At 49.6% G+C, this 14,522-nt stretch carries 11 protein-coding genes; all 11 read right to left on the minus strand.

Translation table 11 applies throughout. The features are described from left to right. Window positions 1-13 precede the first annotated feature (13 nt). The 11 genes from pth to LK536_RS50880 all read right to left on the minus strand — a co-directional run bounded on the left by pth (window position 14) and on the right by LK536_RS50880 (window position 14,493). Window positions 14-583 carry an aminoacyl-tRNA hydrolase gene (gene pth / locus LK536_RS50830; protein WP_227795729.1) on the minus strand — a complete coding sequence of 190 codons (570 nt, stop codon included), beginning with the start codon at window positions 581-583 and terminating at the stop codon, window positions 14-16. A 354-nt stretch (window positions 584-937) separates the two neighbouring features. Next, window positions 938-2,797, minus strand: a complete 1,860-nt coding sequence (locus tag LK536_RS50835) for a dienelactone hydrolase family protein (protein ID WP_227795636.1) — start codon at window positions 2,795-2,797, stop codon at window positions 938-940. Between the two features lie 46 nt (window positions 2,798-2,843). Further along, window positions 2,844-4,121: a nickel-dependent lactate racemase gene (gene larA / locus LK536_RS50840; protein WP_227795635.1), complete on the minus strand. Its 1,278-nt coding sequence runs from the start codon at window positions 4,119-4,121 to the stop codon at window positions 2,844-2,846. A gap of 413 nt (window positions 4,122-4,534) precedes the next feature. Further along, window positions 4,535-5,662 carry a CdaR family transcriptional regulator gene (locus LK536_RS50845; RefSeq protein WP_025485084.1) on the minus strand — a complete coding sequence of 376 codons (1,128 nt, stop codon included), beginning with the start codon at window positions 5,660-5,662 and terminating at the stop codon, window positions 4,535-4,537. A 158-nt stretch (window positions 5,663-5,820) separates the two neighbouring features. Beyond that, window positions 5,821-6,534: a biosynthetic peptidoglycan transglycosylase gene (locus LK536_RS50850; RefSeq protein WP_227795634.1), complete on the minus strand. Its 714-nt coding sequence runs from the start codon at window positions 6,532-6,534 to the stop codon at window positions 5,821-5,823. A 217-nt stretch (window positions 6,535-6,751) separates the two neighbouring features. Next, window positions 6,752-9,049, minus strand: a complete 2,298-nt coding sequence (locus LK536_RS50855; RefSeq protein WP_227795633.1) for a hypothetical protein — start codon at window positions 9,047-9,049, stop codon at window positions 6,752-6,754. A gap of 227 nt (window positions 9,050-9,276) precedes the next feature. Then, a complete protein-coding gene (locus LK536_RS50860; protein ID WP_008720628.1) occupies window positions 9,277-10,050 on the minus strand; it encodes a nucleoside phosphorylase in 774 nt (257 codons plus the stop codon). Window positions 10,051-10,147: 97 nt separating this feature from the next. Further along, a complete protein-coding gene (locus LK536_RS50865) occupies window positions 10,148-10,930 on the minus strand; it encodes a nucleoside phosphorylase (protein WP_050927284.1) in 783 nt (260 codons plus the stop codon). Continuing rightward, entirely contained in the window at window positions 10,930-11,871 is a 942-nt protein-coding gene (locus LK536_RS50870) for an ABC transporter permease (protein ID WP_025485080.1), read from the minus strand. Before LK536_RS50870 ends, LK536_RS50865 begins: the two co-directional genes overlap by 1 nt. Beyond that, the gene (locus tag LK536_RS50875; protein ID WP_227795632.1) at window positions 11,868-12,947 is read right to left on the minus strand and encodes an ABC transporter permease; all 1,080 of its coding nucleotides are present in this window, start codon (window positions 12,945-12,947) and stop codon (window positions 11,868-11,870) included. Before LK536_RS50875 ends, LK536_RS50870 begins: the two co-directional genes overlap by 4 nt. After that, window positions 12,937-14,493 carry an ABC transporter ATP-binding protein gene (locus LK536_RS50880; protein ID WP_227795631.1) on the minus strand — a complete coding sequence of 519 codons (1,557 nt, stop codon included), beginning with the start codon at window positions 14,491-14,493 and terminating at the stop codon, window positions 12,937-12,939. Before LK536_RS50880 ends, LK536_RS50875 begins: the two co-directional genes overlap by 11 nt. Window positions 14,494-14,522 lie beyond the last annotated feature (29 nt).

The raw sequence follows: 14,522 nt of genomic DNA on the forward strand, positions 1-14,522 counted from the left end.
CCTGCACCTCTCATCAGGCCTTATGGCCGTTAAACTGATTCATGGCTGTATCCATTCCGTCTGTTATCATCACTTCCACAGCCTTTGCCGCCTCCTTAAACGCATCATCCATGGCTGCCCGGTCTTCTTTGGAAAAACGGCTCAGCACATAGTCGGCCAGGTCCATTTTCTTAGGCTTATCGCCTACCCCCACCTTGATGCGAGGAAATTCCTGGGTGCCCAGGTGGGCAATGATGTTCTTAATACCGTTGTGGCCGCCTGCGCTTCCCTTTTTACGGATACGCAGCTGCCCCACATCCAGGCTGATATCATCATATATGATAATGATATGTTCAGGATCCACTTTATAGAAATCAGCCGCAGCCCTGATGCTTTCGCCGCTTAGGTTCATGAAGGTCTGGGGTTTTAGCAGCAGCACCTTCTCACCGCCGATGATTCCCCTTCCGTAGCAGCCCTTAAACTTCTTTTCCTCAACCGTGGTCCCCAGCATGTCGGCCAGCACATCGATGACCTCAAATCCCACATTATGCCTTGTCTTCTCATATTCCCTTGTGGGATTGCCCAAACCTGCTACGATATACATGACCCTGTCGTCCTCCTTCTCATCCGGTTCCCTCTTTTTCCATCCCAGTATACCCTTTATTCTGTCCCATATTCCGCTCATTTTACGTCCCTCTGTCCTGTTTAATCCATCTTATGTCAGAGCCGGCGGCGCGTCTTGATGACACGCCTTAAAGCGTTAGATACGCACCTATAGGGGTATCTAACGCTTCTGACTGTTTCCTCATTCTAACAGATTCTATATCAATTGTAAAGACTCATAATGAACCGTGCATATCGGTTTTACCTGTATTACCGGCTAATATTACTGAAAGGTATTACTGTTAAAAAGCACAACGGAAAAATACAACCCGCACAATGGACGCAAGCCCCGGCATCAATGGGGGATATAAGATGTCCCCACCGTATAAAGTATGGTAGAAGTACTGGTACAGCTGATTATGGCTACTATGATGCCGTTGATGATTCCTGCCAGATAAGGATTATTGGTCTTTTTGTATATCTTCCGCGCCACAATGGGGGCAATGATTAAGATTGCAACCACTGCATAGGACCATCCGATTGCAGATTTCACCGAACCGTTATCATGCCATCTGGAATATCCGGTGGCCACAAAGGTCATGTACTGTACTGCCAGGAGCCCGATACAGCCAAGGGCATTTCCAACGGATACAATCAGGGTATTAATCCACTCCTTGCCCCCAATCCTGTTATAACGGAAGCAGTTGGTCGCAAGGGAGTTAGGGATATAGTACATCAAAAACAGCGGCAGGGAAACCAGGCTGTAAATTGCCTTATCCGATTCAAAGGCCCTGGCCGCAAAGGTCCAGAAGCGGAAGTCCGTGGTAAAGAAATAATCTGCCAGGAATACAAATCCATAAGCTGCAAGAGGAGCGATTATCCCCAGCAGGACCGTCTTTGCAAATGTGCCCTTCGGAAGGATGATTCCCCGTTCCCTTAAATCAATCCCGTTATTCTTTCCATAGAACCGGTAATTCAGGAACATGATCAGTAAAGATACGGCGCCGCTGATTACACCCCAGATTCCAAGGGACTTGGCCTGGATGATTGGCAGTAACGGGTCCGGCGGCGCTGTATTGATCCAGGTTGCAATGGGGAACAGCGTGGCATAGGATACGATTGCCGTAACAAGGATTGCCCCCCAGAACCATGCAAGCCCTTTGCCCTTCGGGGCCGGAAGCGGCTCTACCCTCTTCGATGCCTTAAGGCAGGCAAATGCAGGCGTTTCAACCAATACATACACAAGGGATACCATGAACATGAACATCCCAACCAGTCCCACTGCGGTAAACAGCTCCTTGATGAATCCAAGCTGGTTGGAGGCCCCAAGAGGATTAGGCGCTCCCAGGGAATCCTGGAGGAAGGATACGGTCATGCCGGTGGAAACCGGTGACAGCACGAACCAGGAGTGGATCTGTGTCGGTGTATAAAGCAGGCGTTTGGCAATCCTGCCGTCAATTTCCTTTTCATAGACCTTGCCAACCTGGACCTCATCCTGAATGTTTGCCGGATCCTCCCCAAAATTCACAAAGGATTTGGCCCGGTCTGTTGATGCATAGTCCCTGGGCGCATTATACCAAGGCCCATGAATGGTCGAACCATGATACTCAAAGTCATCATATCTGGCCGCAATCATGCAGACATCCCGGTTACCATAGGCATTAATCCATGCACCGTCCTTATCCTGATACGTGGGATCCGTACCTGCGATGACCATGGCTGCCACATCCACGGAACCGCCCTGGTCCGCCCATTCCGTTACCGCGGTACAGCATTTGCCTCCCATGGAATGGCCTGTAATGCCCAGTCGGTCAGCATCCACATATGGCAGGCCAGCCAGCAGTTCCAGTCCATTATAGGAATCCACAAAATTAAATTTCACATTGGAGGAATCCCCATGTCCGTACATATCAATGGCAAGGGCCACGATACCCCGGCGGGCCAGTTCCATGGCCGTGGAGGACTGGCTCTCCTTTGTCTTCCACCATCCGTGTACCACAACGGCAGCCGGCGCCGGATTCTCCACAGTAGCTGAATCCGGTACGTATAGCAGTCCGCCCATGGTTAAGCCTGCGTCTGTTTCTACTTTGATTTTCTTGACAGTCACCTTCCCAAAATCACTCTGCAGTGTCCCTGCCATTACCATACTGACCAACATCAGCAAAACAGAGATTGCCAGCAGCCGTTTTGAGCTGTTTTTCATCCATTTCCCCATTATCTGTCCCTCCTTGAACACTTATCCTTATTAGTTTCGTTTACCATCATCCCTTCAAGGCAGGTATACACCCTACCCCGTCCGGTATGACCACAATTTTCTCTTTCCGTCCCAACAGTTCATCCGCCATCCCAATGGCCTGGGAAATGTCATCGGCAGGTATGATTCCCATCCTCTGCACCAGTTCATGGGGCTGTGTGCTTATGAGGATGACCGGATGCCTTACCATTGCCCTTGCAAGGATCTGGGACTGCCACTGGTCGGGCCGCGTTTCATCCTGGGGCACATTAAGGATATCCTGCAGGATTTCATCTGCATTTTTCCCAGATGTAAACGTATGGTAAAATTCATCTCCCCCATGGCCGTCCACACTGGCTGCCGCCATGATAATGACCCCGCCCCTGCGGCAGATGATATCTGCCGTGGATATCCCCTTTACCGCCTGATAGATGTTCTGGTCCAAGGGGAAACCGCCATTGCCTGTGATGACAATCCCCGCTTCTTCCTCCACCTGCATCCTGCACAATCCATTGAGAAAGCTTACCCCTGCAAGGTGCGCCTGTTCAAAATCCCCTGCGAATGCAGCTACAGTCTCCTTACTGCCGTTACACACCACATTCACAATGAAGCTGAGACCCACACGGCGCGCCCCCTCCACCATATCCTCGTGGATCCGGTTCCCTTGCAGACAGCCGCTGTGGGCACCTGGGCTGTCAATCATATGGGAACTGTGGTTGGCATAAACCGTACTGGCTGCGCAGATTCCTGGAAGCACGCTTTTGCGTCCCCCTGAAAATCCAGCAAAAAAATGCGGTTCAATAAAGCCTTCCGCAACCAGCAAATCTGCCTGGGCACCAATCCGGTTCACGCTTAAAGGCGCGCCGGATGGAAGTACGCCATAATCCACCATGGAATCCTTCAGACAGTCATGGATGGCGATTGTCTCCTGTTCACAAATCTCCTGGCCGAACTTATGGACCAGTTCCTCCCTGGTGGATTCCCTGTGACATCCTGTGGCGATGAGGATTGTAATCTTTACCTGAGGGTTGAACCGCCTTATTTCCCGCAGCATGGCCGGCATGATTGCCTTACTGGGAACCGGACGGGTGTGGTCGCTTGCCAGTATGACCACATTCTTTTTTCCTTTTGCAAGCTCGCATAAAGGCGGACTGCCGATTGGTGATGCCAGAGCCTGTTCCACCAACACATCCGCAGCAGCCGGAGGCTCATAATCATGCAGCCGGTTATTAAGCACCGCGCCCACTCTTTCATCCGGTATATCCGCTGATAACACAGCCCTCCCATAGGGTATCTCTATCTTCATATCCCCCTCCTCATTGACTTTTGCGCCTGTTTTTCATGAATTAACTATAACATAAAATCATTCCCGGTGATATGTTACAAAAACCATATTTAATCAAAATAATATGGTATGTGTAATATATCAAATTGTATGTTTTGTATTTATTTACACATATTTTCATTTTATTTTTATGCATTTTTATCCATTGTCTTCCCCCGTCTGCCAATGCTATGCCTTATCAAAAAAGGACTACCGCCTGCCGCAGTAATCCTCTCACAATTAGTCTATACTAATTCATATCACTCAAAATTAATTCTTGTCATTTCATGTTAACCCCTGTCACTTCATGTTAATCCTCATCATTTCATGTTAATCCCTATCATTTCATATTAATCCCTGTCATTTCATATTAATCCCTGTCATTTCATCCCATCTCACTCCATACTTTCATAAAACGCAATCGCCAGGTAATAATAAGGTGCCGCGCTCAATTTACGCGGATCATATCCCGTTTTCTCCTTTAATCGGTTCAGTTTATATTGCAATGTATTCTTATGGAGATACAGCTGTTCAGCGGCCTGGTTTATGGAACCGTCGCATTCATACAGCACCCTTAAAATGCGGACAGCTTCCTTCATCCGCTTCTCCGAACATCCCTTAAATACCCGCTGTATGAACTCTTCCTTGGTGGCCTGTCCGATATCGTTGATGAATATCTCCAGCAATATGCTGTCATAAAAGGCAACTCCGCTGTCCCCCTGCACCGCGGCCCCGTTCAGGGCCTTAATGGCCCGGAAATATCCGGCTTTCAGCTGTCCGCCGCTGATGGTACGGCTGTCCACGCCTGCAATCAGCCGGTAGCCGCATTCCTTTTCAATGTCCGCCTGTATCTGGGCAATCAGCTTTGCTGCCATCTCGTCGCTGCGCTCACTCATCAGCACGATGAAGCTCCCGCCGCTGCTGCCGCTTACATTGCGCATGTCCTCTTTCAGGATGCGGCGGATCCTGTGTTCAATCCGTTCCACATCCTCCTGGCTCATGATGGGATTCCCGGTATGCCCAAGCACCGCGGCCCGTCTGGGCACCATCACATCGATGCCCTGGGAGATTCCCTCATCCACCAGGGCCGGATTCATCCTCAGCTCATCCGTCATCAGCCATTCCTGCAGAAAGCGGTTCCTGGCGCTGCGTTCCCGGATTTTTTCTTCTTTCAAATAACTTTCCAGCAACAGGATTTCCGTCATTTTCTTTACAACCTGTCCGTAACGGCTGACCTCTTCTTCATTTCCAGTGATTCCCACCACGCCTACGACCTGGCCTTCAAGCTCCAGCGTCAGGTTAATCCCGGACCGGGTTCCTTGATAGGTATCGTCATCCGGAACCGTCAGTTCCTTAAGCCCCTCATCCAACATCTTCCTGCTGGCCTCATGGAAATCACCTATCCGTTTTTCATCCGTGCAGGCAATGATGTGACAGCTTTTATCCATGAACGTCAAATCTTCATGGATGATTTTCTTCACCTCTGTGACAATGCTCATTCCTAAACTGGACGATATCTGCATGTATTCCCCTCCCGTACCTGAATATCCCTATTATATCATCTAGTACCGCCTGACGTAAATACGCCGATAGATAGCGGGTGCCATCTATCGGCGTATTTGTATCAGGAATTATACCAGAATCCGTACCAAACGGCACTAAACCTGCATCATCAGTGAGCCTACAGCACATTCCCTGCCGCCAGCGTCTCAAGGGCCCGTTCCTCTGTAAAATATCCGCATTTCACCAAACGCGCCAACACCTGCTCCTGGCGTTTCTGCGCCAGCTCGGGGCTTACGGTGGGGGCATATTTAGACGGTGCATTGGGGATTCCGGCCAGCAGCGTACTTTCATAATCCGTCATGTCATTTGGCGCTTTCCCAAAGTACCCTTCCGAGGCATCCTTCACGCAGTAATATCCATTTCCATAATAAATCGTATTCACGTAAAGTTCCAGTATCTCGTTCTTGCTGTAATTCCGTTCCAGGTCAAAGGCCACAAACACTTCCGCCACCTTGCGCTGCAGTTCTTTTTCCTGGGTAAAGTACATGTTCTTGGCCAGCTGCTGTGTCACCGTGCTGCCGCCTTCCACAAATGCGCCTGCCCGTATATCATTGAAAACAGCCCTTCCGATGGCAATCATATCAATACCCGGATGATTGTAAAACCTGTGGTCCTCCACGGACAGCACCGCATCCACATAGATTTCGGGCAGCTCATCAAAGGTGGTATAATTTTCCTTGCTGCGGATGGAAGCCACTTTCTCTTCCAGGCTTACCTCAGCCACCGCATCCTGATACATGTGGTAACCGTCCATGATGACCATGGCACAGAGACAGATAAGTGCTGCCATAACCATGGCTGCCAGATATTTCAATCCTTTACGCACCTTCATTCACTTCACCCGCTTTCCCAATCTGATTTATCCTTTTCTATGGATATGCTGACAATCTATCACTTTATGTATCTATCATATCACAGACCTTGGATTTAATCTTTGAAAAAGCCTTAACACTACGTGACTATTCCCTGACTATTTGTGGAATTTTTTCTAAAGGAAGCGTTAGAAATTCTTAAATAATGTGGCGTATGCACTTATACAGCCATCTTATTTATTCCATTCCAGCCTCCGTATTAAGGCTGCGCTTACTCTTCCAGGCAATCTGTGCCATAAGCCGCAGCGTCTCCATCCCATCCATATCCTTACTTCCAAAACATCGTTCATATAAATTCCTAAGGTTTATTTTCCTGTCTGTTGTCATGGAAACACCATAGGTTGTCCGCATACTTGAGATATAGCGCATCAACAGCAGCCTGTGAAAAAATGCCTTATGTTCAATCACCATAATCGTCTGTGCTGTTTCCGTCCACTCCTGAAGGAAGTCCCTTAAAATGCTGTCGTATCTATCCGCAAATGTATCCTGCATCTGTTTTTTGATGTCTTCTCTGTTCATTATCCCGGCCAGGCAGCGCCTCAATGTCATGCTCGGAATCAGGCAGTCGAATCCCCACCGGGAAGCATACAGTTCATCCAAAGCCTTTTCCAGTGTATTCCATCTCATCTTCCCATACTCCATAGGAACCATCCGGTCCAACTCCGACATATATTTTATATATGTGCTGCCAAACACAAAATGCTTATCCATAATCATAAAAAATTGTTCCATATCGGAATTAGCCGCCTGGCTGCTTATATCCCCTGCATTCTGCCTTATGATTTCTTTTATGACGGAGTTAGAATCGTATCCCTTTGCCTCAGGAATATCCATCTTCTTATCAAAGGTCCCCATCTTGTCGCAGAGAAAATAATGTTCCCCAATAATACCCCGCAGGGAAAGCACATCCCTCTCCGCATATTGTTCCTCTATGTGTTTCATGAAAATGCCGAACTCTTCTGATGTCACCTCATCCAGTCCAATACCATCCTGCTCAAAATAGTCATCTGCAACCGTATCCAGCCGTCCGAATACAACATATGTCTTCCGGCGGAAGCCTTCATCGCTAAGCATCCTGACAATATCCACCATATGGTCATCTTTCCCATTCAACAGCGTATGGTATAATATGATATCCGGATTTGCGTCCTGGACTGAAACATGGACCCTGTTATATATGACTTCCTTTTCATTTCCTGATGGCAGCTGCCCCTGGTTTATTCCCAGGCCATCTATCAGAACAACACATCCACAGTCTTTCATTTTGTCAGAAACAAAATATAATTCTGCCCTTTCCACCAGCGGCTCTATCGAAAAGAAATCCTTGTTCATCTGCCTGCGTTTATTCCCAAAAACATGGTCCACCAAATCCTTTGTACCAGGTTCCCTGCTTTTTCCTTCAATCTGCAGATTATCCCCCATCCCTATATGTCTTCCATGTTCCTCTTCAAACATGACCGCAACACGGTCCAGTTCCCTCTCTATGTAATTGTAAATCTCCATATATTCACTGGGTCTATCATCCTCCCTGAATACCAGTTCGGAAATATCATCATTGCTCAGCTTCAGATGTTTACTGCGGATATCCGTAATGATTCCGCCATAAGCTTCTTCATACCCCACCTTACTGTAGGATGTGCTCTGTCCATAAACCTCCTGGATTCCTTTTATCAGGATGTTCTCAATGTTCTTGCCTTTCCCTTCCATATCCACAATATATCCTATGACAAAGGTCTTGGCCCTGTTGGACTTAAGCCGCTCAACCGCAATCCCCCTGGAATGCTCCCTGATTTCCTCCATACCGGCATTGTCATCCTTTGTCATTTCCGCAATGTCTTCATACATTTCCACCACGGCTTCCAATATCTGCATCTCGATATTCTTTTTAAGCACCTGCTTTGTCTTCAGCTTCACGCAGATTCGGAAATCCATCTCTTCTTCCGGACGGAACTCCGGGTCGTTGATATGGTAACGGATCATAAAGTTCGTACTTTCCTTAATACTGGTCAACGCAGGTATGAAATTCTTGCTGGCAGCATCATCCAGGATACATTTCAAATCAAATATCGTCTTTCCCGAAGAAGTACATCCTGTATTCAATATCGTAATCCGCTTCTTTTCATACTGTCTGTCATCCCCCTTTTCCCCCTTCTCTTCAATTTCATCCTTCCATTGCCTGTACTCATCCGGATATAGTATCCTGATGGCTATTTCCAGTGATTTTAAGGAAAACCTTAAAATATCCCTTTTCTCCCCCAGCTGGTTCTTTACCGAAATCAGGTAGTGCATCCTTTTAAGCAGACACAGACTGCATTTTTCTTCCAAAAGCTCCTTAACCTCATCTACACATTTTCTCGCGCCTACAACCGACATCTCATCCGTCCGCCCCACAACGATTTTTATCTGGCTGCCCGCCCGGGATACCAGCAGTTTATGGTACTCTCCATCAAGAATAAGCCTTACCTTATATTCCATTTTTTCTCCCCTCCTAATTTTCTTTTGTTATTTTTTTGGAATGATTCCATACATTTATTCTATTTATGTTTTACCATTTCTTCTATTTTTTGTCAACAGAATTATGGAGTTTTTTATTAAATTCATTCCACATCTAATTCAACAAACAAAAAACCACCAGTATCCCTTTCGGCTCTGGTGGCATAATATCAATCATTTATTCCATTTTTCCATGATAAGGCCTACGCTTATATCCGCCCCTCCGCCTTATCCTTCCGTATCATCCTCCTCATCCCCTCAATGCCCACCTCAATGGCCCTCTGTTCCCAGCCGGATGGATAATCCTCCGCATCATTGGAATACTCGCCAAAGTTAGTGGCGCTGATCATGACACTGGCCGTCCTTATACCCAGGGACGCGCCCACAAGGAAAAGCACAGCGCATTCCATGCTGGTGTTGGTGGCGCCTCCCTTTATATAAGACTCCCATTTGTATTTAAGTTCCTCATACACCGGCTTTGTCTCAGGCTCAGCTTCGGTGTAGTAGGAATCCTTTGTGATGGTCACCCCCACGTTATACGGGTGCCCCAAATCAACGGCCGCTGCCTCCAATGCCTTTAACATCTCAAAATCAGGCACGGCCGGAAACTCAAACGGCAGATAATGATTGCCTGTACCCTCCATGCGCACCGCGCCGTTTGGTATTACCACGTCGCCAATCCTGACCTTGGGGGAGGTGGATGCGGCGGAACCGATGCGCATCATGGTATGTGCGCCGCAGGAATGCAGTTCCTCAATGGCAATGCATGCGGAGGGTCCGCCGATTCCAGTGCTGGTCACGGTCACTGGAACGCCCTCCAGGGTTCCTGTATAAGTTAAGAATTCCCTTTTATGGGCCACCTTTACCGGGTTGTCAAAATGCTCCGCTATCAGGGCCGCCCGTTCCACGCTTCCGGGCAGGAATACGTATTTCCCAATCTGGTCAGATGTCACATCCGTGTGCATGGTTTTCTGTTCTCCCATATTTCATACCTTCCTTCTTACTGTTCTCAGGATTCCATTCTCTTCTCAAACCGATACTTATTGTTCTCTGGATTCCATTTCCTTCTCAAACCGGTACTTATTGTTCTCTGGATTCCATTTCCTTCTCAAACCGGTAGATTGCCTCAAGCACAATCTTGATTTCCTCATCCCAGCCCCTGGCCAGCCCTTCATTGGCTGTCTCATAAATCACTTCCCCTGTAACCAGATTGCCGGAAACAGCGCTGATCATGGCCGCCCTCTTCTTCCTTTTATGGCAGACCGTGTAAAGCGCGGAGCTTTCCATCTCCACGTTCAGGCATCCCAGTGCGGAAAGCTTATCAATCCATTCCTGGGTTTCCCCGTAAAATGCATCGTCCGATGCATTGATTCCGTAATATACCTTTCCATATAAATCAGGCTGCATTTCCCTGGCCGTATCAATGATGGTCCTGGTCAGGTCGAAATCAGGCACTGCCGGGAAGCAGTCCGGCACATAGAAACGGCTGGTCCCCTCATTCTTCATGGATCCCGTGGAAATCATCAGGTCGCCGATTTTAATATCATCCTGCAGGGCAGCGCTGCTTCCGATGCGTATAAGGCACTCCGCCCCGATGTTCATCAGCTCCTCCGCCGCAATGGCAGCGGAAGGACAGCCCATGCCGGTGGAGGTAACGGAAATCTTAACCCCTTTATAAAATCCTGTGAATGTACGGTGTTCCCTGTTGTTTGCCACAAACTGCGCGTCCTCCAGATACTGGGCCACACGGTCAGAACGCGCCGGGTCCCCTGGCAAAAGCACATATTTACCTATATCACCTGGTTTTAAATGAATGTGATACTGCTTCTTTCCTGCTGTCTTACTTTCTTTGTCCAGTGCCATCAGCCCTGTACCTCCTTTATTTTCTTCATCTTACGGCTGGCCGCGGCTGACTTCTGGATGGAGTAAACCGTGAGGCCTGCAATGGTTGCCAGATACGGCAGCATCTGTATGAACTCAGACGGGATCTTAAGTACCTGAAGGATATTGGAAAGCCCGTCAAAAAATGCAAATATCATGGATGACAGCAGCGCCCCCGCCGGCGTGGCCTGTCCCATGGAGCAGGCTGCCAGGGAAATGAATCCGCGCCCGGCTGTCATGTCCCTTACAAACATATTGAGATAACCCATGGAAAGGTACATCCCCCCAAGTCCTGTCATGATTCCGCACAGCACAATGGCCAGGAACTGTATCTTCACCACGTTCTGCCCCACGCTGGATGCGGCGTCCGGGTTCTCACCCACAGCCCTCATGCGCAGCCCTGTGGGCGTCTTATACAGGAAGAACCAGATTGCTGCCACCATGATCAGCGCAAAGTACGTCAGCGCATTGTGGCCCGACAGGATGGTCCCGATAACAGGAATATCCTTGATGACAGGAATGTCCACGTTGGGAAATGAAAAGCTTTTTAAGGATGAGGAGTTGCCCTTTTCCCCGGTTGCCAGCTGAAGCACGAATACCGTAAGGCCCGTGGCCATGGTGTTAACAGCCGTGCCGCAAAGCACATTGTTGGCTTTTAACACAAGATGGAAATAGGCAAACACGGCGCTCACCGCAACAGCTGCCAGCAGACCGGCCAGGACGCCCCATACAAGGTTCCCGCCAAAGGCGCTGCCGAGAACGCCTGCCAGGGCTGATATGAGCATGATTCCCTCCAGCCCCAGGTTCACAACCCCTGCCTTCGTACAGATCACAGCGCCCAGGGAAGCAAAGATAATAGGGGTTGCCACACGTATCCACATGTACACAAAGTCCGTACTGACGATTAAGCTAAGTAAATTCATGCCTGCAATACCTCCTTTTCCTCTGCTTTCGCGGCCTTGACAATCAGATGCTGCCTCCAGCCTTTTAACAGTGCGTCCGCCGCAATCAGGAACATCATGACGCCCTGGATGATGTCCACCACCTCACGGCCCACGTCACTGCTGCGCGCCATGATATCAGCGCCCACATTCAGGTATCCGATAAATGCAGCAGCCAAAGGGACCAACAGCGGATTGCTTCTGGCCAGCAGCGCAACCACGATACCTGTCCACCCATATCCGGGGGTTGTGGTCCACTTAAACCGGTTATACATGCCAAGAAGCTCCGCGCCGCCGCCCATGCCTGCAATTGCCCCTGCAAGGACCTGGGCCGCAACCATGAGTCCGGTCACCTTAAGGCCCGCATACCTGGCAAACAGCGGATTGTCCCCGGTAATCCTGAGCCTGGTCCCAAGGGATGTGCGGTACAGGAAAAACCATACCAGGATACAAAGCACGATTCCCAGCACAATACCCGCGTGGATCCTGGTTCCGTCCAGTATGACTGGCAGCCGGGATGTCTTTTCAAATTCCAGGGAAGCCAGGCTGGAGCTGCTGACCTCACGGAAATGATAGCTTACCATGTAAATCGCAAAAAACTGCACCACGTAATTGAACATGATGGATGTAACCAGCTCGCTTACATTCCATTTCATTTTCAGCAGGGCCGGAACCAGTGCGACCATTGCCCCGCAGAATCCTCCGAACAGGATGGCCGCAGCCGGGTGGATGCCGCCCGGAAGCTTACAGGCAATCGCCACCACCATGGCGCCTGTTATTCCGATAAAGAAGGAACCTTCTGCAATCATGGAAAACTGGCCCGAGCCAAAGATGATGATGACTGCCAGCGCCGTGAACATTAACGGCGAAGCCGCCTCTATGATATTGCCCACCCTGCGCAGGGAGGTAAATGGTCCCAGGAAAAAACTGCTGATGGCTGTCCACGGGTCATCGCTTACAATAAACACAATGACGGACACCAGCACACAGGCTATAAGGATTACCAGGGCCAGCTTCACAAGGTCCACCAGCAGGTTGATTCGTTTATTACTGTTCATGCCGCGCCTCCTTTATCTCTTCCTCTGACTGTACCTGGATTCCCAGCATATAGGTGCCCAGCTGCGCTTCCGTCATCTGTGAGGTATCGCTGATATAAGCCACGATCCGTCCCTCATACATCACAATCAGGCTGTCGGACAGACCCAGTACTTCGTTTAAATCCGATGTGACGAGGATGACCCCGTTCCCCTCATCCCTCATCTCAACCAGGCGTCTGCGGATGAATTCCGTGGCTCCCACATCCACTCCCCTGGTGGGCTGGTCCGCAATGATGACCTGTGGGGACCCGGACAGTTCCCTTGCCAGGACCGCCTTCTGGATATTGCCGCCTGACAGGCTGTTGATGGCCACGTCCTGGGACTTGCAGAATATCAGGTACTGTTTTACCATCTCGTCCCCGTATTCCCTGACCGCCCTCTTGTCCCGCACTCCGTTTTTAAAGAAACGTTTCCAGCCCAGCTTATCTGCAATCATATTCTCAGTAATGGAAAGATGGGGCGCCATGCCCATGGTCATCCTGTCCGCGGGAATGTGGGCCAGCTTCAGGTTCCTTATCTTCTCAACCGAATATCCCCTGATATCCTGTCCGCTTATCTTAATGGTTCCATGGCTGTAAGCGCCCATACCGGTAATGGCCCGCACCAGTTCGGTCTGCCCGTTGCCTTCCACCCCGGCAATCCCCAGTATCTCTCCCTTTCTCAATGAGAACGATACATGGTCCACTGCATGCTTTCCGTTCTCGTCCACCACTACCAGGTCCCTTACCTTAACCAATGCCTCCTTTGGGCTGGCTGGTTCCTTCTCCACATTCAGGATGACGTCCCTGCCCACCATAAGCCGTGAGATATCCTGCTCCGAAACCTGGTCCACCTCATGCACCCCCATGGTGGTCCCCCGGCGGATGATGGTAATCCGGCTGCATATCTGCTTGATTTCCTGAAGCTTATGGGAAATGAAGATAATGGTGTACCCGTTGTCCCTCAGGTGGAGCAGCTCATCAAACAGCTCCTGGGTCTCCTGGGGAGTCAGCACGGCCGTCGGCTCGTCCAGAATCAGGATTTTCGCCCCGCGGAACAGCGCCTTAAGTATTTCCACCTTCTGCTTCTGGCCCACGGTCAGGTCCTCCACCCGCTTGTCCGGGTCCACGTAAAGGTTGTATTTCCTGCCCATCTCCTCCACCTGCTTTCTTGCAAAAGCCAGGTCTACCATGACGCCCTTTCTCGGCTCCATGCCCAGGATGATGTTCTCCGCAACGGTCAGGGAGGATACCAGCATGAAATGCTGGTGCACCATTCCGATTCCCATTTTTATTGCCATCTGCGGGGATGACATATGTACCTGCTTCCCATTTACATAAATCTCACCTGATGTGGGCTGTTCCTCGCCAAACAGGATTTTCATCAAAGTTGACTTGCCCGCCCCGTTCTCGCCGGAAAGGGCGTGTATCTCCCCAAGGTTCACGGACAATGTCACATCCTTGTTGGCCATGACCCCGTTGGGGTAGATTTTCACAATATGGGACATTCTCAATGCTTCTTCTGCCATAATCAACACCTCATCCTTCCGGTGCGCCC

This window comes from Clostridium pacaense (genome assembly GCF_020709765.2).
GTDB lineage: Bacteria > Bacillota > Clostridia > Lachnospirales > Lachnospiraceae > Enterocloster > Enterocloster hominis.